The sequence below is a fragment of the Scytonema sp. HK-05 genome (assembly GCF_963872035.1).
GTDB lineage: Bacteria > Cyanobacteriota > Cyanobacteriia > Cyanobacteriales > Nostocaceae > Kalymmatonema.
Map to the genome: position 1 here is coordinate 1 of NZ_CAWMYC010000131.1, position 24,353 is coordinate 24,353.

23 protein-coding genes are annotated in these 24,353 nt (G+C 44.7%); 19 read left to right on the forward strand and 4 right to left on the reverse strand.

Going from position 1 to position 24,353, the window contains the following annotated elements; translation table 11 throughout:
- Positions 1-689: 689 nt before the first annotated feature.
- Positions 690-1,139, forward strand: a complete 450-nt coding sequence (locus AACT52_RS29060; protein ID WP_073634298.1) for a hypothetical protein — start codon at positions 690-692, stop codon at positions 1,137-1,139.
- A gap of 25 nt (positions 1,140-1,164) precedes the next feature.
- Here AACT52_RS29060 and AACT52_RS29065 read toward each other — a convergent pair whose 3' ends face one another.
- From AACT52_RS29065 to AACT52_RS29075, 3 genes are all read right to left on the reverse strand, one after another.
- Positions 1,165-2,844 (reverse strand): PRC-barrel domain-containing protein, encoded by a 1,680-nt coding sequence (locus AACT52_RS29065; RefSeq protein WP_073634299.1) that lies wholly within the window; start codon positions 2,842-2,844, stop codon positions 1,165-1,167.
- 21 nt (positions 2,845-2,865) lie between these two features.
- Complete coding sequence (locus tag AACT52_RS29070) at positions 2,866-3,063, reverse strand: hypothetical protein (protein ID WP_073634300.1); 198 nt, start codon at positions 3,061-3,063, stop codon at positions 2,866-2,868.
- A 1,350-nt stretch (positions 3,064-4,413) separates the two neighbouring features.
- Positions 4,414-4,731, reverse strand: coding sequence for a hypothetical protein (locus AACT52_RS29075; protein WP_073634301.1), 318 nt, complete (start codon positions 4,729-4,731; stop codon positions 4,414-4,416).
- 791 nt (positions 4,732-5,522) lie between these two features.
- Between AACT52_RS29075 and AACT52_RS29080 the strand changes: the two genes are divergently transcribed.
- The 9 genes from AACT52_RS29080 to AACT52_RS29120 all read left to right on the forward strand — a co-directional run bounded on the left by AACT52_RS29080 (position 5,523) and on the right by AACT52_RS29120 (position 11,034).
- Complete coding sequence (locus AACT52_RS29080) at positions 5,523-5,924, forward strand: fasciclin domain-containing protein (protein WP_073634302.1); 402 nt, start codon at positions 5,523-5,525, stop codon at positions 5,922-5,924.
- A gap of 528 nt (positions 5,925-6,452) precedes the next feature.
- Complete coding sequence (locus AACT52_RS29085; RefSeq protein ID WP_073634303.1) at positions 6,453-6,968, forward strand: response regulator; 516 nt, start codon at positions 6,453-6,455, stop codon at positions 6,966-6,968.
- Between the two features lie 63 nt (positions 6,969-7,031).
- Complete coding sequence (locus AACT52_RS29090) at positions 7,032-7,991, forward strand: orange carotenoid-binding protein (RefSeq protein ID WP_073634304.1); 960 nt, start codon at positions 7,032-7,034, stop codon at positions 7,989-7,991.
- 400 nt (positions 7,992-8,391) lie between these two features.
- Entirely contained in the window at positions 8,392-8,736 is a 345-nt protein-coding gene (locus tag AACT52_RS29095) for a pentapeptide repeat-containing protein (RefSeq protein ID WP_339375010.1), read from the forward strand.
- Positions 8,737-9,075: 339 nt separating this feature from the next.
- On the forward strand, positions 9,076-9,213 hold the full coding sequence (locus AACT52_RS29100; protein WP_198941011.1) for a hypothetical protein: 138 nt from the start codon (positions 9,076-9,078) through the stop codon (positions 9,211-9,213).
- Positions 9,214-9,515: 302 nt separating this feature from the next.
- A complete protein-coding gene (locus tag AACT52_RS29105; protein ID WP_073634305.1) occupies positions 9,516-9,713 on the forward strand; it encodes an NblA/ycf18 family protein in 198 nt (65 codons plus the stop codon).
- On the forward strand, positions 9,691-9,963 hold the full coding sequence (locus AACT52_RS29110; protein ID WP_073634306.1) for a hypothetical protein: 273 nt from the start codon (positions 9,691-9,693) through the stop codon (positions 9,961-9,963). Before AACT52_RS29105 ends, AACT52_RS29110 begins: the two co-directional genes overlap by 23 nt.
- Positions 9,960-10,445, forward strand: coding sequence for an allophycocyanin (locus AACT52_RS29115; protein WP_073634307.1), 486 nt, complete (start codon positions 9,960-9,962; stop codon positions 10,443-10,445). The genes AACT52_RS29110 and AACT52_RS29115 overlap by 4 nt, the downstream gene beginning before the upstream one ends.
- 367 nt (positions 10,446-10,812) lie before the next feature.
- Positions 10,813-11,034, forward strand: coding sequence for a hypothetical protein (locus AACT52_RS29120; protein WP_073634308.1), 222 nt, complete (start codon positions 10,813-10,815; stop codon positions 11,032-11,034).
- Positions 11,035-11,088: 54 nt separating this feature from the next.
- On the opposite strand, the gene AACT52_RS29125 is transcribed toward AACT52_RS29120, so the two are convergent.
- Positions 11,089-11,430, reverse strand: coding sequence for a hypothetical protein (locus tag AACT52_RS29125; protein WP_143172906.1), 342 nt, complete (start codon positions 11,428-11,430; stop codon positions 11,089-11,091).
- Positions 11,431-11,513: 83 nt separating this feature from the next.
- Between AACT52_RS29125 and AACT52_RS29130 the strand changes: the two genes are divergently transcribed.
- From AACT52_RS29130 to AACT52_RS29170, 9 genes are all read left to right on the forward strand, one after another.
- Positions 11,514-11,921, forward strand: coding sequence for a hypothetical protein (locus tag AACT52_RS29130; protein ID WP_073634309.1), 408 nt, complete (start codon positions 11,514-11,516; stop codon positions 11,919-11,921).
- A gap of 196 nt (positions 11,922-12,117) precedes the next feature.
- Positions 12,118-12,306 carry a hypothetical protein gene (locus AACT52_RS29135; RefSeq protein ID WP_073634310.1) on the forward strand — a complete coding sequence of 63 codons (189 nt, stop codon included), beginning with the start codon at positions 12,118-12,120 and terminating at the stop codon, positions 12,304-12,306.
- A 90-nt stretch (positions 12,307-12,396) separates the two neighbouring features.
- Positions 12,397-14,271, forward strand: a complete 1,875-nt coding sequence (gene ftsH4 / locus AACT52_RS29140) for an ATP-dependent zinc metalloprotease FtsH (protein ID WP_073634311.1) — start codon at positions 12,397-12,399, stop codon at positions 14,269-14,271.
- A gap of 224 nt (positions 14,272-14,495) precedes the next feature.
- On the forward strand, positions 14,496-15,770 hold the full coding sequence (gene iscB, locus AACT52_RS29145) for an RNA-guided endonuclease IscB (protein ID WP_073634312.1): 1,275 nt from the start codon (positions 14,496-14,498) through the stop codon (positions 15,768-15,770).
- 268 nt (positions 15,771-16,038) lie between these two features.
- On the forward strand, positions 16,039-16,284 hold the full coding sequence (locus AACT52_RS29150; RefSeq protein ID WP_073634313.1) for a hypothetical protein: 246 nt from the start codon (positions 16,039-16,041) through the stop codon (positions 16,282-16,284).
- Between the two features lie 876 nt (positions 16,285-17,160).
- Positions 17,161-18,525 carry a response regulator gene (locus AACT52_RS29155; RefSeq protein ID WP_073634314.1) on the forward strand — a complete coding sequence of 455 codons (1,365 nt, stop codon included), beginning with the start codon at positions 17,161-17,163 and terminating at the stop codon, positions 18,523-18,525.
- A 257-nt stretch (positions 18,526-18,782) separates the two neighbouring features.
- Positions 18,783-19,175 (forward strand): response regulator transcription factor, encoded by a 393-nt coding sequence (locus AACT52_RS29160; RefSeq protein ID WP_073634315.1) that lies wholly within the window; start codon positions 18,783-18,785, stop codon positions 19,173-19,175.
- 68 nt (positions 19,176-19,243) lie between these two features.
- Complete coding sequence (locus AACT52_RS29165) at positions 19,244-19,774, forward strand: chemotaxis protein CheW (protein WP_073634316.1); 531 nt, start codon at positions 19,244-19,246, stop codon at positions 19,772-19,774.
- 118 nt (positions 19,775-19,892) lie between these two features.
- Positions 19,893-24,179, forward strand: a complete 4,287-nt coding sequence (locus AACT52_RS29170; protein WP_233154101.1) for a GAF domain-containing protein — start codon at positions 19,893-19,895, stop codon at positions 24,177-24,179.
- Positions 24,180-24,353: the final 174 nt, after the last annotated feature.

Here is a 24,353-nt window from a genome sequence, read left to right on the forward strand (position 1 = left end):
GATATACTCTAATTTCATCAAAATGAAACTAACTCAAACGTTCTTCACACTGAATATTTTAGGTGAACTTGTGGAACTCATCCTATAAAGACTTATGAATGTTGAGTTTTGCGCTTCTACGTATGAGTTAACAACTCTCAATGAGCAACGGTACTGAGATTCCATTTCATTTCTTAAAGTTTTGTAACAATTTCAAACTTTATCAACTCATCTTATACATCTCAAACCTTTGCCAAAACCAAATCTCAAGCACCCATCTGCCATGCTGTAAAAGTACACATTAAGAACTTCTCTATGAACGCCGGCATCTTCGCAGCGGTAGTTCCCGAAGGTTTTTTTCTAATAATTTTTGGTATTTCCATACCTGACTCAACGGCTCACATAGTCTAATTGGTTTTTAGCTCTCATTACTCTAGGCGAAGGTTGGCATAATAATCATTACTATCCTGCTTCAGAACGGCAAGGTTTTTACTAGTGGGAAATAGATATTACCCATTACATTCTTAAGCTACTTTCATAGCTAGGAATCGTTTGGTATTTAAGAACTCCTCCCAGAAAAATCTATGATCATTTGTCTTCAATACCTAAAAATTAAACGTTTCAAATGATAGTGTTCTTTTGGACTCTCAGAAGCGAAAGAAACTCAAAGCTCCTAAAAATACTAGGTACTCTCTTAAGGAATTATCGCAATGAACCTAATTGATCGACAAGACACAAGTTTTCTCAAATTTATAGGACGGCTACCACCCCAAGACAATTATATCCCGGTTGAATCATTGGAAAAGGGAGCATGGTACTGGGTCGATAAAAACACCTCTTACCTACAAATTATTTCGCCCGATCCACACCCTTGGAGTCAGGAGTGGGTGATTTTACCCGTAGTAGATAGGGGAACGAAAGACCTCGTTCAAGCGGCTCCATTAAGTGTGAGTTTGAAACTTTTCCCCCTCCCCCCGTTAGGCAAGGCTACCTTTGTTGAAATAACTCGGCAGATCGAACACGGTAAGTTTGTCCATACGCAAGAGAATCTATATTACTTTGTGACATTTCTTTGTCAGCGCGATGACTTCTTGATAAAGGATGAAAACCAACCAAGCAAGTGGGTGACATATTTGTTTTATCCGAAGGAGAAACAATGAGGATCTGAGAAAAGATTTAACTTAATTAAGATTCAACAGACTGAACTGACCGCACTTCAACTTGTGATCGACCATTACCGTGGTACGCCAGCGCTGCCATTCCGTGTTCTGAAGCACGCAACTCCTTGTCAGAGATTTCTGGCTCCTTGGCGTAGACTGAACTCAGCAAGATATTCAGAACACCGCTTTCTGTAGCCTGACGGATGGCGCGGTGTGTAATCAGTTCACCCACATTGAGAATCACCTTGTCCTCTGGATCAAGGATGACACGGGTGACTGGACGACCCAGTGCTTGTTCAATTCGTTGGTTTTTGCTTGTCCGCGTCCTGTGTCTTTGTAACTCTTGTGCCTTCTCTTGCAGGGTTTGCCAGAAGGTCTTGAGGTTCTCTTGGGCGATGCTTGCGCGATGCTCTGGAGGAGACGCCCCTTTGAGGCGATCGCGCAGTTGAACTTTGGTTTCTAACCATGTGTCACTTGCGGTAGAACGGACTGCGGTTGCCAGAGTCAGACCTACGGCGTTCAGCAACTCTGCGTCTTTACCGTAAGTTTGGGCACGAGCAAGGACGGGTTCGGTCACAATCTGACCAGATGCCGCAATAATTGAACCATCGTTAGCACGTACTGTTTGTAGAATCCGCCGACCTCTTGCCTGCTCGATAACTGTATGTGCCGCTAGCTGATCAACCGAGTGACGTAGCTGAGTGGCGCTACTGTGAAGTCGAGCACTAGTAGATTCCCTCGCTGCTTGAAAATTCCGGCTAATGTTTGCAGTCAGGCTGCCACCTGTTGCGCGATAGAGTTCATCGAGGATGCCCATATGCTCAGCAGCTTCCGCATCGTCTAGCGTCACTTCTTGTCCCTGGAGTAGCAGTACGCTACTGTCTGGAGTCAGCACATCCCGCTCGACGCGCTTGCCAATTACATATACCTTTTGTTCTGTAGGGTCAACCAGATTGTTCGTCAGCGAAGCAGCCGCATCTCGATTAAAGTGTTGCAGATTGCTACTGGTGGCATCGGTTGCGGCTTGCAGTTGCTCACCTGCGTTCTGGCTTGCTTGCTGTAGCCTGCGGTTCACGTTTTCTACCGAGCTTTGCAGTTGCTCATTAGCGGTTTGAGCGGTTGCTTGCAGTCTGCGGTTGGCAGTCTCCGCTGAGTCTTGCAGTCTATCTCCAGCTGCTTGGACGGCTCCCCGGATGCCACCGACCTGTTCTTGCATCATCTGAGCAGTTTCTGGAGGCACAAAGGCAACATCATCACCTATTTTCAGCGTTTCAGGAGCGGGAACGAATGATCGCCCTGAGTAAGCATCGGCAAACACACCTCCGGAGACTTCGTATCCTTCTACCAGTCCGCTATGCTCGTCGAAAAACAAATCGACCAGTCCACCGAGGTCGAGTCCCGTAGTAGTCAGAATTCTTGTTCCTATAAGCACATTGTTGTGGTGCAGAATTTCTTTGAGCACCGGGATATGATCTGCCCCAACAACAGATTCCTTCGAGTGAACCACGATCGCATCTAACCCAATAGCTTGCACCTCTTGCAGGGGAATCACTTTTGCATCCCGAAACAGTCCCTTTTCTTCAACCAAAAAACCCAAAAGTTGATTGCGTTTTTGATCAAAAATTAAATCTCGAATTCGCTCAATTTTCTTACCAGTGTCATAGGTGACTACCGCTTTCCCTATAACATCACTACCTTTACGCATTTTATTGATTCCTCGCAATTCTTATTGATTGATTTGTCCACTGCCCTGTTCGTTGGTTGGCTGACCTTGAAGCTGAAAGTAGCGTCCCTCTCGACCGAAACCAGGAACGATGTCAATTGCACCAAGGTATTCAAGGAGTACCCCAACAATGGCGGCAATGATGATTAAACTGGTGATGTTTGCTCCAGTATTAGAACGCTGTCCTACGAGCCTAGGCATTTCTTTTCTCTCTTAATTTCTTGTTATTTTTTCTCACCAAACTTACTTGATAAACCAGGTAAGGTTAGCTAAGTCAATAATGGTATCTGCAGGTCTCTCTGCATATGCCATCGCTCATTTTATTTTTATAAGGTAAATACTTTCAGAAAATCATGTTTCTAAAACTAGTTTAATTATCTCTTACAACACCGGGTTTTGTATCTATCTTTCTGTCTATTTGTGAGAATAAATATTGTTAAGTTTAGTAAGAAAATCATAATGACTCTCTCAAGCTGAATTTTGAAAGCTCAATTTTGGGTGATAGACCTCTAGATTATTATGAGTATTGGATTTTTTTAGTACAAATTATAGATTTGATACGCTATTCAAACACTTCTTGTGCTTCAAAATCAGTCAGAGGGATAGCAACTATAAGTGGTTGCTGCCCTATGAATATCTGGATATATTTCCGAAGCGAGCTTTCTGTTCAATTTATTTAGCAAAAGTGATAGCATTGAAAAGGCATTACAGGTCTTGTAGCCACTTTAGTTATCACCATATTGGAGAGCAATAATGTCGAAAGAACAAAAGGGCAATAAAGAAGCCAAAAAACCAAAAAAAGACCCCCAGAAAAAAAAGGAGAAAAAAGACCCAAATAGACATGACGGTTAGTGAGCCGAGGGTTTATGATAATAAAATTCGTTGCTAGATAAGCAAAACCCGCCTGCGCGGGTTTGAAATGCTGGATTTTTCTTTCACTCCGCATGAAAAGGAGTATCCTGCAGGAAGCAGCCCTTTCGGCGTCTATGTTTTTATAGCCGCACCTGTGCCAAGGCGTGGTGCAATATCTGAGTTGTTGACACTCCTCTGCCTAAAGCCGAGAGGATTCTACACTCATCCTAGTTACTTGCTAAGCGCAGGTTTTCACCCTTCGGGTTCGCCAGTTCCCTAGNGTCGGGAGACCCTCCTTCAGGACTGGTCTCACCAACTAGAGTAGAGGTCGCTAGTCCTGTAGCGTTAATTCGGGAGTGCCCCTCCCTACTCGCTTCACAAAAACATACTTACCTGCTTAGTTCAAGCTTTCACAAACTGAAGACAGCGTTAGCTTTGCTTACGTGATACTTTTTGTATCTATTCTGTTGCTTGCTTATACTTGAACTTTTGTATATGTTTATATTAGCATGCTTGCATTCATACGTTACAAGACACTTAAAAGAACATTGCATCACGGTAGGCTAAAGCCTACGTCGGCAGCTTTCATCCCTTGCCTGAAGTATGGAATTCGCAACTACGTTGCTGTTCCTCAAGGGTTTTCAGCTAGCCTTCCTTATAAAAACAAAAAAACCCTGGTTTAGTCAGGGGTTAAGAGAGCTATGCAAATGCTGTGAAATGTCTGCGTAGGAGAATCGCCCCTAAATTGGCAAACAGACAGATGCTTCCCATCCCCAACAAAATGTACGTGGGAGCCATGACCACTCCAATCATGAACCAAGTAAATACGTGCAGTATCATCACTAGCGCAAAAATACTGGCAATTCCAGCTGTTTGCCAGACCTGAACAGCTGGACAGCGCAATAATGTAAAAGCCATTGTCAGCGAGGTAGTAACCAGGTTGGCTGGAATTAAAAAGGCACAAATGCCAATGCAGTAAGTGCGTGAGAATTCAGCCAAGATGTTGAAGTCGAACATTTCGTTCTCCTCGATTAAGTTGCCAAATCTTATACGGCTCTTTGCCCTATATCCTAAACATTAGTGGAACTTTGAAGGATTCGTAACCTTCAATAGGCTCAAACTTAGATATTAGGGATTATGTCTTATGGGAACAAAAAACAACACGATTGGGTAGAATCTAAGCTGAATATAAGCTTCATAAAATTATCATACAAGCAAGACGGCCACCTGGCTTTTTGTTCTGAATATCTATTGAAATATTTCAAATCATGGGAAAAATAACGATTTATTATTGTTATTTTTAGTGATAAAGCAATCCTAAATGAGTTGTGAAAAATCAAAGTTATCAATACGTAAATCTGTAGTGCGGGCATCTTGACCGCCTACAGTAGCAAGCAAAATGTTTGTACTACTTTATAATTTTCACGAATGATTTAGGACTGCTATAAAACCAGAAGTACTCTAGAAAGCATAATTTTGGGTGATACGCGAACAAATTATTATGTCTTTCTCAATAAAATCAGGGGCTTTTAACTAAATCGGCGTAAGTCCCCCACTATAACGGTACTCCGTTTTGGTGGTGGGTACTTCACAGAGAACAGAGAACTTGCTTTGAAACAGAAATTATATTTCTCTCTTTCAGCATAGCTGCCCTCTGCCCTCTCTCTTTCTTAGGTAATGATATGAACTTTTTTATCACAATTCATACAATTTATACGCTATTCAAACGGTTGCTGAAACATGATTTCTAACATCAGGGTGTCATGCTAACTCTTGTGAACAAATTCTACACTCACTAGGTGCTATACATGGCTGATATTGTTGATACTGCTGTTAATGCTGGTTCTTTTAGCACCCTGGTTGCTGCGGTCAAGGCTGCTGGTCTAGTAGATACTCTTAAAGGCGCTGGTCCATTCACCGTCTTTGCGCCTACTGATGAGGCGTTTGCTAAGCTTCCAGCAGGCACAGTAGACGCATTGCTTAAGGACATTCCAAAGCTCAAGAAAATCCTGACCTATCATGTTGTTTCCGGCAAGGTGCTGGCGGCTGATGTCGTTAAGCTCAAATCAGCTAAAACAGTTGAAGGAACGGAAGTGAAAATTAACTCTTCCAAAGGCGTTAAAATCAATGATTCTACCGTTACAACGCCGGATGTTGCTGCTGATAATGGTGTGATCCACATCATTGATACAGTATTGATTCCTGCGTAAGCAAATGCTTAGATAGCTAATACTATTCCTGGGGCAGTGACTATAGGTAGTCGCTGCCCCACGATTGTCTGGATGTATTTTAGTCAACACCTTTAGACAGGGGCATCATTTTTCATGAAAGCTTTATTAACGAGTCCAATGCAATTGACAACCGAGCTAATCACTGCTTGCAGCCAACGTGGTCTATCTCTAATACTCAGTCAATCCATGATTAGTAGGCATACTTGCCCTCACTGTTCAGACGTTTTACTTCGTCACGTGCGTTTGGGGAAACTTAAAAGAGCGTTGTAGCTGCTGCCATCAGGAAATGCCAGTTTAAAAAACCAGACCGGAAAAAAGGAATTCAGATTTGACACTTTTGTTACTTTTTATATTGTAGTTAAACAAATAACCCCAGAAATGAAACAGCACCCACTCATGCTGTAGGAAAATCAATAAGACATCAGTCACCCTACACCCGGTTAACTCCTGTTTAGGGTTACCAGATTTTTTAGCACTGTTGCACGTGAAATCACGATTGGGGCTGCGATGTATCCAAATAATAGATTTCCTACTAATCTTCAATCCCTCCCAGGGCTGCGAGTACTCGTTGTAGACGATAATGTCGATTTCTGCGATTTGATCATCATGCTGCTGCAACCCTATGGTGTAGAGGTGCAAACGGCATCTTTAGCCCAGCAAGCTTTGAAAATATTTGTGCAATGGCAACCTGATGTCCTGGTGAGTGACATTGCCTTGCCAAACGAGGATGGCTATGCCCTGATTCAACAAGTCAGAACCAAAGCGGGAGAGCGAGGGGAAGTGGTGCTAGCCATTGCTGTGACAGGCTATGCCAATGAAAAGATGCTTCAACGTGCTCTGTGTGCCGGGTTTGACCTGTGGTTCACCAAACCCCTGAATTTTGATGAGTTCCTTGCTGTGCTTGCCTGTTTAGTGGTTTGCCAAGAGTCCTCATACGTCATCGCTCAACGCATTTTGGGTAATGTCCCAAGACATAGTGATCTAAGTCTCGAAAAGCAGTTATATCCAACATTGGCAAGTTAGCATCACCATTTTTGAAAGACTACCAACAAATCAATGTCCTAAACGTTCTGGAGATTTTGAAAAATGTCATTTACTATCGAGTCTGCACGCTCCATTTTTCCTGACACTCAAGTTGCTGATGCGGTTCCAGCGACCGTTGAATCATTCAATCAACTCAGTGCTGAGGATCAGTTGGCTTTACTTTGGTTTGCCTATACCGAGATGGGAGTTACAATCACTCCCGCTGCTATGCAGGTAGTCAACATGGTCTTTGCAGAAAAAACCTTGACTCAAATCAAGCAGATGCCTGATTTGGAGCAAACGCAAGTTATGTGCGATCTCGTTAACCATACTGACACGGACCTCTGCCGTACCTATTCGTCTTTCGGCACGAATGTCAAGTTGGGCTTCTGGTATCAGTTAAGCGAGTGGATGAAAGAGGGAATCGTTGCTCCGATTCCATCCGGCTATAAACTGTCTGCAAAGGCATCAAGTGTGCTCCAAGCTATCCGTCAACTTGAAGGGGGTCAGCAACTCGCCGTATTACAGGATATTGTGATCAACATGGGGTATGCCCCAACTGTTGGCACTCAAAAAGTCAAAGAACCTGTGGTTCCACCTAAAGATCTCGCACCCCGAACTAAGGTCAGCATTGAGGGCATCGACAACTTTACTGTCCTAAGCTACATGGAGAATATGAATGCCTTTGACTTTGAAGCAGCTGTGGCTTTATTTGCTGAAGACGGTGCCCTGCAATCCCCTTTCCAAGAACCGATTGTGGGTCATGAATCCATCCTTAGGTATATGCGTGAAGAATGCTACGGGCTCAAGCTGATACCTGAGCGGGGGGTATCTGAGCCTGCGGAAGGAGGGTTTACCCAGATTAAAGTGACGGGTAAAGTGCAAACTCCCTGGTTTAGTGACAGTGTCGGCATAAACCTAGCATGGCGGTTCTTGCTCGATTCTCAAGGCAAGATTTTCTTTGTGGCAATTGACTTGCTGGCGTCTCCCCAGGAACTGCTGAACTTGGGCTTGGTACGCTAGAAGAGCTTCCTGAAGTTGACTCACAAATCTCAAACATTGCTAGCGCGATCGCTCTAGTACAGTTCGGCAGAGGGCAGATGGTAGAAGGTAAGAATTCTTGTACAGTAAGCTTTTTGTCTATTTTGTAGACGCGTAGCGGTGAGACGCTGCGCGAATGACGGCTTTCCCGACAGAGGTGAGTGCGTGCGCTCTTCGTGCCGCAGGCATACAAAGCAGCGTGTCCGTAAGGACTCAGGAGATACCGATAAGCGCGAAGCGCAGGCACTCTCGGCGCTTTGCGCTTACCGGCTGAAGGCACAAAGCAGCGTCTCCGCTACTGAGAAGGGCTTATGGCCCTTTATGGTAGCTTTATTTCCGCCCTCGACGTAGTAGTCAATTTGTAATGTTAGAGCAAGAGATTGTGAGTTATAATAAATACATAAACAGCGAGAACGCTACACGTTGCGAGGCAACCAATATGGATGCCAATGAAGTTTTAAGGCGATATGCAGCCGGGGAAAGAAATTTTAGACAGGCAGACTGGAGAGGGATAAGCCTAGCTAAAGCAAATTTGAGTGGGGTAGATTTGAGTGGGGCGCACTTGAACAACGCAGACTTGAGCAACTCAGATTTAAGCAGTGCTAATTTAAACTGGGCTGGACTCAAAGGAGCCAATTTCAGCGGCGCTAATTTGAAGGGGGCAAAAATGCCTAATGGGAGAATGCACAATGATCGCTTAGAGTCTGCCAATTATTTCTTTAGCTAACACCTAACAAGAAATCTGCCGTTGGTGAGAGCGGTGCTGTTGATTCAACAGCACCGCGCTAACAAGAGTTAGCAGAATTTATAGAAAGCGGTTTAGTGATTGAATAATTCGCTCTTGCTGAACAACTACGCCATCAAATCCAAAAAGTACGTGATGGATGAGCTTCGGTTTAGCTTTAATCAATATCCAGACAAACGAGCAACAGACGTTTCGCTCCTAGCTCAGGCTCACGCCTGACCAGGCATGATTCGTCTGTTGACTGGCTTGTAGGAAATTGAACTTCACCATATACCCTAAACAGTTTGATCACATTAAAGTAACCTCGATTGGAGAATCATTATGTCAAAAGAGAAAAAAGGCAACAGAGAAGCCAAAAAATCCAAAAAGCAATCTGATGGTACTAAAAAGCAAAAGAAAGACCCCAACAGACATGATGGACTTGTAACACGTATAGTAAAGAGTTCAAATGAGCACTGAAACACTTAACCATAAAACATAGCTAGTACTCATGGACGGAAATAAAGCCACCATCTAAAATCAGCTAAAAGCTTATGGTATAAGTCTTTTTACTTTTAGCTTTTTACTTCCAAGGTAGCGGTACTAGTAGTTCACCAACCAAAAATTGATGCGTGGAGCCTGGGTAAAGGGTAAGAAGGGTAAGGCATAAAATACCTTTCCCCTTTACCCCTTACCTTTTACCGCGGCAAGTTCACCAGAAGGACTACTAGTGCAACATCGAACTGACAGTTTTCACCCTAATTGAGTTAGAGGAGGCAGCTATGGATCAGGCTATCGAACTAACTTTAGAGCAAGAATTTAGCATCCGTTGCTTTACCGATCAAGTGCAGCAAATGTCCCGCGAGCAAGCTCAAGAATTCTTGATCTTGCAGTATAAGCACATAATGATTCGGGAAACGATGTATCAAGAGATGCTGAAACACGAGTGGAAATTAGATGAAGATTTCACCTCTGTGTAAAACCACCCAAGCAATGTACGCTGCTGTGGAAACGGATCATCAGCAAGCTTTGGATACGCTCAAGCTCAACCGAGACTTACTGGAGGCGATTGCGCTCCGCGCACTGCGCCGAATCGCAATCGCTACTCAACTCTTAAAAACAAAAGTGATTGAGGGTGAGAAATTGCATAGCTTGCTCTGGCAGGTTCAAGCGGTAAATAATTTAACCGTTTCAGATAGACCTAATTTAATTTCAGGAGTTCGTCAATGAGTATTATCACGAAGATGATTGTGAATGCAGATGCCGAGGTTCGCTATCTCAGCCCTGGAGAACTGGAGCAGATCAAGATCTTTATTAGGAGCAGTGAGCACCGTCTACGCCTTGTGCAAGCTTTAACTCTCTCGCGCGATCGCATTATTAAAGAAGCTGGAAACCAACTATTCCAAAGGCGTCCAAGCCTTGTTTCTCCAGGTGGCAATGCCTACGGCAAAGAGATGACTGCCACCTGCCTGCGGGATATGGATTACTACCTGCGCTTGATCACTTACAGTGTTGCGGCTGGAGATGCTACACCAATCCAAGAGATCGGGGTCGTTGGTGTTGGCCAAATGTACAGATCCCTCGGCACTCCAATTGAGGCCGTTGCCGAAAGTGTCCGTGCTATGAAGAACATCACGACCTCGATGTTGTCTGGAGAAGATGCAAGCGTTGTTGGCACTTACTTCGACTACCTAATTAGTGCTCTCGAGTAGATCGAGTGGGTGGTGGCAGGTATCGAAAAGAAAAGCCGTGTCCTCCCCCCAAAGTTAATAGAGCTAAAACTAAGTACACCATTTCATAAATCCGTGTAGATTCAACGACAAGTTAGCGTCACTGTCTCTAGTGGAATATGAGTCGGACATTAATACAAAGTAGTTGACATCCTCACCGCCCTATAAGGGACGGTGATTCCTAAGACTCACAACTTAGGTTTCTGTTTCTTTCCCTTACGGGTATTTCGCAACTGCCCTTTGGACTTATGCCCCTTGACTGTCTTACGTTCGCTCCACAGACTGTCACGGTGTGTCCCACCGCCAAAATATTTTGTGCGGGTCTTAAACCCAAATTTGTGATAAAAAAATGCAAGCTTTATTAAAGGAATCGAGCCAATTACTGACTCATTCTATAACTGATAACAACCAAGGAAATACAACTACATATACCTGGCTACCTATGTGGAGTCAGCATCGTTGCCCTTGCTGCTCATACGGTTTACTCCGTCATATGAGTGTAGGTGGTATTTACTGGCGTTGTAGCCATTGTTATCAAGAAATGCCAGTTTGGGACTTGGGACATATCTAAGTGCAGAACTAGCTACGCTACTTTTGTCCCTCGTTGTAGCCCACCCGTGACAGGTTAACTAAATCGCCGTAAGTCCCCCACTGCAACGGTACTCCGTTGAGTGGTCGGTCTTGCGGCGGGAGACGAAGAAGACATCCCCGATTGATAATGACCTTTGGTCATTGAATGAGTGGGATGGCTGATAAGTCTCCTCTCTCCAGGAATACTTGACAAACCAATAAAGTCTATAATTGTAATGCCCGTAGCAATAAGATGCTCTTGTGAGGCAACATTGGTGAGCCAGCCCCGTGCGGGGGTTCCCCCCGTTGAGGGGACTGGCGTGACGACCATCCACTTGACACAAACGGACTGGTAAAACAGGTGAACAGTGCAAACGTTGGGAAACGTAATAGACATAGAATTCGTTAGGATTCGCTACATACAACTTTCCGTGGGGCGTCAGGAAAGTATAAATTGCCTGTGGAGGTATCGGAACGTGGATGTTGCTGTATGAGTTGTTCTTGGGGCATCGCGGTGTACAGACCAATGAAGCAGGAAATTTCTATGAGGCGACTTGTAGAAGCCCCCACCATAACGGTACACCGGAAAGGTGGCGGGAGAACGTCACGGAAATTGCACTTTTGTCAATATGGTGCACATCACTCCAGCGTCAGCCGATTACCAAGGGCACTGCGCAGAGCGCAATCGCAAGAAGGCGGGCGCTCTGCGCCATCGCACTCAAGGTTGAACAAGGTGGTATCCTCAAGAATGATTCTTGGCGATGTCAGAAAATAGCATTAAAAAACCAGACCGGAAAAAAGGAATTCAGATTTGACACTTTTGTTACTTTTTATATTGTAGTTAAACAAATAACCCCAGAAATGAAACAGCACCCACTCATGCTGTAGGAAAATCAATAAAACATCAGTCACCCTACACCCGGTTAACTCCTCTCTAGGGTTACTAGATTTTTTAGCACTGTTGCAAGTGAAATCACGATTGGGGCTGCGATGTATCCTGGCGATCGATTTGCTGGCATCTCCCCAGGAACTGCTGAACTTGGGCTTTGTTCGCTAGAAGACTATAAAAAAAGGATCTGAGCCTATGCTTCCCACACTTGAGCCTCAAGACTTTGATTTGACAATTGAACAAGAGTTTAAGCTGGTACTTTATACCCAGCAAATCAAGGAAATTCCCCCAGAAAAGTTACAGGCAAACCTGTTAGAAATCGTCCGTCAATTGATGATTACAAAGAATATACTCGAAGCGTTGGTAAGAAAGGGGGGTGAATGAGCAATTCTGCCTTTACTGCAACCTTACCGCCCATGAGTCAAACACTTTTGCTAAATAAAACATCTCACATTATCAACATTGGTGATAGTCATGCCGATTAAAGAACAACGTACTCCCCCTCGTTCCCGCCTGATCGGTAACATTTTTCTGGCGCTGGCAGCTTTGTTCCTGATCGCAAATTTTATATTGCCTGTTGTCTTAGGTCCCCAGATTCCCGGTGTCCCCTATAGCTTGTTCATCCATCAGGTGCAGTCAGGAGAAGTCGACCGGGTGCAAGTCGGTCAAAACGAGATTCGGTTCCAATTGAAAACTGAAAATGACCAGGCTGGGCCTGTGTTCTCTACGACACCCATCTTCGATTTGGAATTGCCCAAGTTGTTAGAACAGAAGGGTGTTGAGTTTGCCGCTGCCCCTCCGCCGAAGAATGGCTGGTTTACTAGTCTTCTAGGCTGGGTAATTCCACCCCTGATCTTTGTAGCAATCTGGCAATTTTTTGTTAGTCGAGGTGGTGGTGGACCACAAGGTGTTCTCTCGATTGGTAAGAGCAAAGCCAAAGTTTATGTGGAGGGGGAATCTGCCAGAACGACCTTTGCCGATGTGGCTGGGGTAGAGGAAGCCAAGACTGAGTTGGTTGAGATTGTAGATTTCCTCAAGACTCCAGAGCGCTATACCCAAATTGGAGCGCGGATTCCCAAGGGGGTGCTGCTGGTGGGTCCGCCGGGAACTGGTAAAACGCTTCTGGCTAAAGCGGTGGCAGGGGAAGCAGGCGTGCCGTTCTTCAGTATCTCTGGCTCTGAGTTTGTGGAACTCTTTGTTGGGGTTGGTTCCTCGCGGGTGCGTGATCTGTTTGAGCAGGCGAAGAAGCAAGCTCCCTGCATCGTCTTTATTGATGAACTGGATGCAATCGGCAAATCTCGCAGCAGTGGCGGGTTCTACGGCGGCAATGATGAGCGGGAACAAACCCTCAACCAGTTGCTAACAGAAATGGATGGGTTTGCAGCTGGAGATGCCACCGTGATCGTGCTGGCAGCAACCAACCGCCCTGAAGTCTTGGACCCTGCCCTCTTACGTCCTGGTCGATTTGACCGTCAAGTTTTGGTTGATCGGCCTGATCTGTCAGATCGTGAGGCAATTCTCAAAATCCATGCTCAGAAGGTGAAGCTGGGTGAGGATGTGAATCTCAAGGCGATCGCCACTCGCACCCCCGGTTTTGCCGGAGCAGACCTGGCAAACCTGGTGAATGAAGCGGCTCTATTAGCAGCCCGTAATCAACGCTCCTACGTCGCTCAGGAAGACTTTGCCGAGGCGATCGAGCGAGTGGTAGCAGGTCTGGAAAAGAAAAGCCGTGTTCTCAACGACAAGGAAAAGAAAATTGTGGCTTACCACGAAGTCGGTCATGCTCTGGTCGGTTCCTTGACTTCGGGAAATGGTCGAGTCGAGAAAATCTCCATCGTACCCCGTGGTATGGCAGCGCTGGGTTACACGCTGCAACTGCCAACGGAAGATCGGTTCCTCATGGACGAAGCGGAACTCCGGGGGCAGATTGCCACTCTGCTCGGCGGACGCTCAGCAGAAGAGATTGTGTTTGGCAGCATCACTACGGGTGCAGCTAATGATTTGCAGCGGGCGACCGATCTGGCAGAGCGGATGGTGACGACCTATGGAATGAGCAAAATCTTAGGTCCCTTGGCATACCAGCAGGGACAGCAACCCATGTTCCTGGGTGATGGTGCGCCTAATCCCCGTCGGATGCTCAGTGAAGAAACAGCACAGGCGATTGATCGCGAGGTGAAGGAAATTGTCGAAACGGCTCATCAGCAAGCTTTGGATACGCTCAAGCTTAACCGAGACTTACTCGAGGCGATCGCCACTCAACTCTTAGAGACAGAAGTGATCGAGGGTGAGAAACTGCACAGTCTGCTGAGCCAGGTTCAAACTGCGACCCAGTCAGGGTTCTCTAGCTGAGCGCCAACCCCATGCCTAAAAGGCAGGGGCTTGGTGGTTGACTCCACCTGACCAGACTATTCGTTTAGGGCAAGTGTTAAAGACCTACTCCGGGATGCTTGCTAGTCCCGCGACCCTAGAACCGAACGATTAAACAGGCTTACGGAGAATAAATCAGTGTCGTTTGGAAAGTACCGACCCTAAACACTGTCGAAGCAAACTTTACCCGCAAGGAGTATGCAGCAATGCAAAATTATGTTTTTGTTATTGACAAAAACAAACAACCACTCAACCCAATTCCTCCAGCACGAGCAAGAGTTTTGCTCACTAAAGGGAAAGCCGCTGTACTGCGGATATATCCTTTTACCCTGATACTTAAACACGTGGTTGATAACTCAGCACCAAGACCACTAGTCATCAAGCTTGACCCCGGTAGTCGATTCACAGGTATCGCAATTCTTGACCAAGATAAGGTTATTTGGGCGGCGGAATTGGAACATAGGGGATGGCAGATTAAGGATTCTTTGGAATCAAGACGTTCGTTGCGTTGTAGCCGCAGGAATCGCAAAACTCGTTATCGTCAACCGCGTTTTGATAATCGTAAACGTCCACAAGGGTGGTTGCCTCCATCTTTAATGCACCGCGTTCTCACTATTGAGACTTGGGTAAAACGGCTTTGTTTGTACTCTCCAATCAGTCAAATAGCGATGGAATTAGTTAAGTTTGATACCCAAAAGATGCAAAACCCAGAAGTTGACGGTGTCGAATATCAGCAAGGCGAACTTGCTGGGTATGAAGTGCGAGAATATCTTCTAGAGAAGTGGAGGCGTAAATGCGCCTATTGCGATAAAGAAGGTGTACCACTTCAGATTGAACATATTCACCCGAGGTCAAAAGGCGGTAGTAACCGAGTCAGTAATTTAACCCTGTCTTGCGAACGGTGCAATACCAAAAAGGGGGCGAAATCTATTGATGAATTCCTGAAAAAAGATCCATCAAGATTAGAGAAAATTAAGCGCCAGGTCAAGCAACCTCTCAAAGATGCTGCTATTGTCAACGCAACTCGCTTATGTGTGTTCCGTACACTGAAAAGTATTTTGCTTACAACTACTGGAACTGGCGGACAAACTAAGTACAATCGCACTCGCCTTGGGTTGAATAAATCTCACTGGATTGATGCAGCTTGTGTTGGAGATATTGAAACAATTCAATTGCTAACCCAACAACCATTACGCATCAAGTGTACAGGCTGGGGAACCCGTCAAATGTGCGGTACTGATCGCTATGGATTCGCAACTCGCCATCGAGAACGCAAACAACTCCATTTTGGCTTTAAAACTGGCGACATCATAAAAGCTGTTGTCACCTCTGGCAAGAAAGTGGGCGAGTACGTTGGTCGTGTGTTGTGTCGCAAAGCTGGTAGTTTTGACATTACTACTTCTTCAGGTCGTGTTGCTGGTATTAGTTACAGATTTTGTATACCTATTCACAAAAAAGATGGTTACGCATATGGATTTTAGAGTGCTTGGACGGGGAATAAATTCCCCCGCCCCTTCCTCCCCATGTTTAGAAAACAGGGGCTTCCGGGGCGAGGAGGTTCGGTGATTAGATTTTCGCAGACGTCGATTTTTGTTTTGCTTAGAAGATGTCTGAAAAGTCGCGCTGACCTTGTGTAGCTTGCTTCGCACCTTATGTGAAGCAACTCTCTACCAAAAACGACAGTCAAGTAGTCATTTTTATTTATCAAAAAACTAGCAATTTGGCAACAATATTGTTATAATTATTTACATGACAAGTAACTTAAATTTCAAATCTCCCGAGCTATTTGGTTCTGTTGTTTTCAGACCTGACTTTAATAGCTTTAAGACTATCAATGCGTCCCAAGCTTGGTCTTTGTTCCTTACAGGTGGTCGAGAAGACAAGGAACTAGGTTCTAGCCCTCAAATAGGTCTTTTCTTTACCAGTATCTTGTTAGCGCTTGCTACGTCAGGATTTAGTGGAACGTTGATTCTCCAGACTTTCTTCCCTGGTTGAGTGCCTGAGAGGTAATTAATACCATGTTTTCTCCCGAACCCCTAACTTGGTGGTTCGGGTTTTTAGTATTAAATTTTGTGTATTGGAATACTATTAACCTATCGTAAAAAATATTCGTTAACTTTTTTAACAAATATAAATCTTTACTATTCATCTTGCTTGCATAGTCAGCACATATTTAGAGTAAGTACAACGCAGAATGACCCCACACAGAAATCCGGGGGAAACAGCCACGGAAAGAGTTTTTCTTTTCGACCTAATTAAAATTAGGGGCTTCTGACCTCTACTCTTCAGCCAGTTGTACAGAACTTGGCTGATATTAACCTACGTGTTTGTAGTTAATTCTGAGTTCTAACAACTGAGTTCTGAGTTCTTTTTCGGTGATCTATAAAAATAAATGCCGAGCTGTGTGTTGGGTTAGTTGGGTGTCGAGGATCTAGATTTGACCGCTGGCCATTTATTTCTTGGCATTATGCTTAGTGGAAGATCCTTGCACTACATTTTATGAGCATAGTTAGCTAATATCCTTGCTTTTCGCATTTTTTGAGTAAAAAGCTGAGATATTAGGAAAATAAGTCTTTTGTAAATAAGTGTTAAATATATTGCTCTAAATAGCTTCATTTCTTGCACTCATAGGGTGAACTAAATCAACTCATCTTTTTATTTCACCAACATTTAATATTCCGTTTACAATTATTTAAAATATAATGGTTTTTTTTACGTAATATTACTGATATAACATTCTATTACGCTTGTCTACTATAAGTAAAATAGCCGGAGTATTCCTGTTTAACGGTAAAAACCGAAGGCTAGAAATTGGGAACAACTGGGTGCAGCTTACCTATTAGGTAACTTTTTATTAAAGGAAATTACGTAATGCAGCCAGGATTTCCAAGCTTTGCGAGTATTGCCGAAAGGTTAGCAGTGTTAAGCCAGCAACGAGCAACTGGAGAGTTGATTTTGTCGTCGGGCAATAACCAGTGGCATCTATATTTATTCTTGGGACGTTTGTTATACGCTACGGGAGGAGTTCACCGCGTTCGGCGTTGGCACAGAGCAGTGACGCAAGATTGCCCTAGCGTGAAATTTCATGCTCCTCATAGGCAAGAGGATGAACTATGGGAATATCATTTGCTTCAGGGAAGTATCAATCAAAATCAATTGACCCTAACGCAGGCAAAAAGCATTATTAGCAAAATTGTTGATGAAGTTTTATTTACCCTAGTAAGTCATTCAAAGTTAAGAAGCTTTTGGTTGCCTAAAAAAGTACATCCAATTGCCTTAATAGAGGTAAAGCAATCGTTACAAGCAGCCGTTGATCTGTGCAAGCAATGGCAAAATATCGGTTTAGGAACGCTTTGCCCTGACATGGCACCGATTTTTAAGTTGCCTATGAATGAGCAAAATTTAACGACTTCTAAAACTTTCTTCAGCCTCAGCCAACTCGTCAATGGTGAAAACACCATTTGGGATATCGCGTTACAGATGAGACAAAATTTGACAACCGTGGCAAGTATCATACAAAATCTGGCTGACCAAGGTATTCTAGAACTCTTAACCATCCCAGACTTACCAACACCAGTTGCAGTAGCGGTATCCTCGCCCTCATCCGCAAAACAAACCCCAGCTAATGGTGCTATAGATAGCAGAATACTGGCTCCGTCAGGTCAACGCTTGTCAAAGCCTTTAATAGAAACTCATCTCCAGCTGACTCCACAGTTGACAAGAACCACTAAGGTTGAGGAATACGATTTCGTTCATCCGGTTGAAGCCACTCACTCTCAGTCAACCTTTAACTCTCCACCCGTAAACTTGGTTCAACCTGAAGAAACTGGTTCCTTGATAGCCCACATTGATGACAGCCATAGCGATAGCCTGAAGATGGCTAACATTCTTGCTCAAGCGGGTTATCGGTTTGTTAATGTTCAAGACCCAGTCACAGCACTGCCGATTTTGCTAGAGTACAAACCAAGCCTCATCTTTTTAGACTTGGTTATGCCGATCGCCAACGGATATGAAATTTGTACTCAAATTCGCCGCGTCTCGGCTTTCAAGAACACGCCTGTGATTATTCTTACGGGCAATGACGGTATAGTAGATAGGGTGCGTGCAAAAATGGTTGGCTCTTCTGGGTTTTTAGCAAAGCCCATCACCGCAGAGAAGGTACTCAAAATCCTACAAAAGCATCTACCAACTCCCAAGCCTGTCCAATTGGAAACTCTACAAACAGTTCAAGCTTAGTTTGTAGATGTTCAGATTGACATCCTTTAAGAGTTAACAAGCAGTCATCCATTATTCATTGAAAAAAATTAACACAAGCAAAACAAAGAATAGCATTCTTATTAACTAAGTAAGTCTTTTCTTTGATTGCTCATAGCTAGTATCATGAAAAATCAGCTATAATGCTCTTCCAAATTTAATGAAAACTTACGGATTCTCATTAATCTTGTAGAAGATTACTAAAAAATAAATACTGTTGTATTACGGAATTTTTTTTTATGACTACAGTCCTTTTAGTTGAAGATAGCTTAACAGAAATGCAAGTGTTAACGCTTTACCTCAAACAAGCAGGGATAACAGTGATGACGGCTAAAAGCGTTGAGGAGGCACAGCTAAAACTGCAATTGCAGACACCAGATTTGGTCATGCTCGATGTCATTTTGCCAGGGCAAAGTGGGTTTGAATTGTGCCGTGAACTCAAGACTAATGCCAATACCAAGGGTATTCCAGTGGTAATATGTTCAACCAAAGGAACCGAAGCTGATAAACTCTGGGGTACGATGTTGGGAGCTGATGCTTATATACCTAAGCCGGTAAACCAGCAACACCTAGTTCAAACAATCCAGCAATTGACTTCAGGTTTCCAGCAGTGGAGTGGGCGCATAATTTAGTGTTTCGTAATTCTTTATCTTGTTAATTACATAGAAATTATTAATTAGGAATTATCGCTCTTGAATTTATGGAGTCATTTCAATCTGTATTAGCAGTGACTAGTTTTGACCCATTAGGACTAGACCCACTCCCCCCAGAAACCAACCTTTCTAAATTGCTTCGCTTTCCCCTTGGAGTTCAAGAGAGTGCCCTATTACCTCTAGAGCAAATTGCAGAAATTATCCAGGTCAATTTAGCAGAAATTCTACCTGTTCCTGAAATGCCGAGTTGCGTTTTGGGAATTTGTAATTGGCGCGCAGAAATGCTGTGGCTTTTAGACTTAAACCATCTTGTTGGTTATCCTCCATTGACTGCTGCGGGAACCCCTGTAGCGATCGTCGTTACAGTCAACGAATATGCTGTGGGTCTAGTAGTGCCGCAAGTTGATGACATTGAGTTACACGACTTGCAACAACTGCAGCGTAAGGCACCGGGCTTATTTCCTCCCAAACTCCTACCTTTTGTTCTAGGGGCTTTGCCGAATGGCAGTACTGTTTTGGATGTTACAGGTATTACTCAGTATCAGTTGTGGCAGATACACCGAACAGGAGTTTCTTGAAGTCTTATATCTTTTAAAAAGATTTTAAGAAGAACTCAGCTTGGGCAGAACGCAGAACACACGAGTTGGGTCCCCAGCGATGAAATTTGGGGGATTTAAGCTGCATAAAGAATTTTTCATGCCCTCGAATTTATGGGCTTGTGAACTTACTGAGAACCAAAACTTCACTCTCGATACTCAAATAGGGAATTGTTTATTCTGGCTCCTGAGTTCTAAGTACTTTTCCGGTTATTTCAATAACCGCAGAAACCAAGTTGATCAACATAAGGATATAAACCCCAAGGATTTAGGTATGGTCTTACAGGATTTTGAGCAAAGCGAGCAAACACTCAATTCCCCGTCGCAGAATGGCAATGGCAAAATAGCTGGGTTAAATCCACACCAAGCCTTGGAATTAGTGACTGGTATCAAAGCAGACCTTGAAGAGGTGGGAGCGGTCAAACCAGAAGCTCATCAGAAACTTCTCCATCTGGAAAAGTGGGTTCAAGAATTGCAAACACAGTTTAAGGCGAATCTGGCTGTCGCTTGCGAACAAAACTTCAAGCACGAGCGGCAAAAGTTATTCAGCATCGTCAGTCGGATGCGCCAAACAGCAAATATTGACGCTCTGTTGAGAACCACAGTGACTGAGGTTCGTAAGGTTTTACAAGTGGATCGGGCGCTGATCTTCCGTTTCCAATCAGAAAACCAGGGCACGGTGCTGGCAGAGTCGATGGTGGCTGGTTATACTCCCAGTCTGGGGGAGTCCTTGAGTGCGATCGCCTTTTGGGCTGATTCCTCTCTTAGCATCGCCAATGGCTATGAAAATCAACTAAACTACCAGCAACAGCAAGTATTAGCCTTAGATGATATCCACGAAACAGCTCTGAGTCCCTACCAACTGCAACTGCTCACACAGTTTCAGGTCAAAGCTAGCTTGAGTCTGCCAATTGTGGTAGAGGTGACGGACACTTCTCTCAACAACGGTTCGCACTCCTGTGTGTCCTCGCAAGTGTGGGGCTTGCTCGTGGTGCAGCAATGCTCTGGTTCCCGTCAATGGCAAGAAGCTGAAATCAACCTGCTTTCCCAGATTGTCACCGAACTGACTGTACTCCTACAGCCAGCAGAATTTCGCGCCCAACAGCAAAAACAGGCGCTCACGGAAAAAGTCATAGCCAAAGCGATAGAGAAGATCCGCCAGTCTTTGAACTTAGATACAATCTTCAAGACAACGGCGAAAGAAGTCCGACAGCTCCTCAACGCTGACCGGGTAGGGGTGTTTCGCTTTGATCCAGAATCCGGCTTTGATGATGGCGAATTTGTATCTGAAGATGTGACCTCAGGCTATAGTTCAGCGCTGGCTACAAAAGTTCACGACCACTGTTTTGGCGAACAGTATGCCGCTCACTACGCCAAAGGACAAATTCAGGCGGTTGCTGATATCTACAATGCAAACTTGAGCGATTGCCATATTGAGGTTCTGTCGCAGTTTCAAGTCCGGGCAAACTTGATTGTGCCGCTTCTTAAAGGAAGTGAACTGTGGGGATTGTTATGCATTCATCAATGCAGTAGCTCACGTCAATGGCAGCAGGATGAAATTGAGTTTGCCAAGCAGATTGCAGCTCAGTTTAGCGTCGCTCTACAGCAAGCGGAGTACCTCGAGCAGCTGCGGGATCAATCTTTCCAGATGACCAAAGCAGCAGAGCGGGAGCGAGCGTTGGCGATCGTATTCGACAAAATTCGCGCCTCGTTGGACATCAACACCATTTTCAAGACAACAACTTATGAAGTCCGAAATCTCCTCAAAGCAGAGCGTGTCGTGCTCTACCGCTTTGAGTCAGATTGGAGTGGGGAATTTGTTGCCGAATCAGTATCCAGTGGATGGACATCTTTGATGCGGGAGCAATTAGACAATCCGCTCCTGCAAGACAATGTCAGCGAGTGCAGTGTGAAAATTCTGGGTGGGACAAAAACTAGTGTTGCAGATACTTATTTGCAACAAACACAAGGAGGACAGTTTTCCACTGAAGCAAAGGTTAGGGTTGTCAGCGATATTTACCAAGCAGGCTTTTCGCCTTGTTACATTAACATTTTGGAGCGGTATCAAGCTAGAGCCTATGTCATTGCTCCGATTATTAAAGGAGAAAAGCTTTGGGGTCTGTTAGCAGCATATCAAAACTCCAGCCCGCGTCACTGGGAAGAAGGTGAAATCAGAGTTCTGACTCAAATTAGCAATCAACTGGGGATAGCTATACAACAAGCCGAGTACCTGAAACAATTACAGGAGCAATCCGTCCAGGTAGCTAAAGCTGCAGACCGAGAACGAGCAGCCGCCAAAGTTATCAACAAGATTCGCCAGACTTCAGACATTGACACCATTTTCAAGACAACGACCCAAGAAGTCAGGAAACTTCTGGGCGTAGAGCGAGTAACGATTTATAAATTTCGTCCGGATTATTTCGGCGACTTTATCGTAGAGTCGGAGTTTGGGGGATTGCCTAAATTAGTCGGCAGTGGTTGGGAAGACCCCTATTTGAACGAACACCAGGGCGGCAGATTCCGCAACAATGAACCTTATGTCGTGCATGATATCTACAACGCTAACCTGACTGATTGTCATGTAGAAGCCTTAGAGGAGTTTGGAGTCAAATCCTGCGTAGTGGTTTCTATATTCCAAGGGCAGAAGCTGTGGGGTTTGTTGTCGGCGTTTCAACACAGCGGCTCACGGCACTGGGAAGACGGTGAAGTCAAGGTTTTAGCGCAAATTGGAACTCAACTAGGAGTGGCTTTGCAGCAGGCGGAGTATATTGAAGAACTCCGTGTGCAGTCACAAAAGTTAGCTAAGTCATTTGAACAAGGAACAATCTACAGCAAACTGGTCTACCGACTCGGGTTAGCTCTGATTCAGGAGAATTTTTCACTTGACAACCTGCTAAAGATGGCTGTTTCGGAATTACGCAGACAGTTGAAAACTGACCGGGTAGGTATATACCGCTTTGATCCTGACTGGAGTGGTGAATTTTTGGTCGAGGATTTTGGTAGCGATTGGGTGAAAGTTGCAGGAACTGAGCTAGGTCGAGCCGAAGATACATATCTTCAGGAAACCAGGGGCGGTCGGTATCGTCGCAAAGAAACTCTCAGCGTAGACGATCTCCGAGCTTCTGGGCATGAGGAATGCCACATCCAAATGCTAGAACAATGGGGAACGAAGGCTTACATGATTGCGCCCATCTTTAAGGGCGAGCAACTCTGGGGTCTATTAGGAGCTTATCAAAATGATGCACCGCGTCATTGGGAGCAGATAGATGTCAATTTACTAGCTCAGGTAGGCGTGCAAATTGGTCTTGCTTTACAACAAGCAGAATACTTGGAGAAATTGAAAACTCAGGCACAGCAATTGACAGAAGCAAGCGCCAGGGAAAGAGCAGCAAAAGAGCAACTTCAACAAGAGGTTATGCAGTTGCTGTCGGCGGTGCAACCGGCACTGCAAGGTAACCTGACAGTCCGAGCTCCCGTGACAGAAGGAGAAGTTGGCACGATCGCCGACGCCTACAATATCACCCTGCAAAGTTTGCGAAAAATCGTCATGCAGGTGCAAACAGCTTCAAGGAAACTCGCCCAAACCTCTCAAGCAAGCGAATCTTCTGTCATTGGTTTATCAACCCAAGCACAGCAGCAGTTTCAGTCGCTAACTCATGCTTTGGAGCAAATCCAAACGATCGTCAATTCCACGAAAGCCGTAACAACAAACGCTCAACAGGTGGAACAAGCAGTTCAACAGGCAAATCAAACCATCCAGCAAGGAGATGCGGCGATGAACCGCACTGTGGACGGCATTCTTGACATCAGAGAGACAGTGGCGGAAACCAGTAAGCGCCTCAAGCGCTTCTCAGAATCTTCTCAAAAGGTTTCCAAGGTCGTAAATTTGATTAGCAACTTTACGACTCAGACTCAACTGCTGGCGCTAAATGCGGCAATTGAAGCGACCAGAGCCGGACAGTACGGACGCGGTTTTGCCGTTGTCGCTGATGAGGTGCGTTCTTTGGCGCGTCAGTCTGCTGAAGCCGCGACTGAAATAGAACTGCTGGTTCAGGAAATCCAAAAGGGCACAGCAGAGGTTTCCGTAGCAATGGAAAATGCCATTCAGCAAGTTGCAACAGGAACAACACAGGCACACGAAGCTCGTCACAATCTAAACGACATCGTTGCAGCCACAACCCAAATTAGCCAACTCGTGGTGGGTATTACCCAAGCAACACAGGTACAAAGTCAGCAGATTGAATCAGTAACACAAACCATGACAGAGGTCGCAGCTATTGCTAACCAAACCAAAGAGGGTTCAATTGAAATTTCCACATCCTTTGAGGAACTTTTAACAATGGCTCAAAATCTCCAGGCTAGTGCTGACCAGTTCAAGGTCAATTGATTAATAGTCATTAGTCATTTGTCTTTTGTCTAAGTGCTAAGGGACTTCCAATTAAAAAAATTTCCAATTTGTAGTCATGCAGAAACAATGGTGGGTTACGGCGCACTTTAGTGATCATGTATGTAAGACCTCAACTCTCGTGCGCCTAACCCACCCTACATAATAGATAATTTA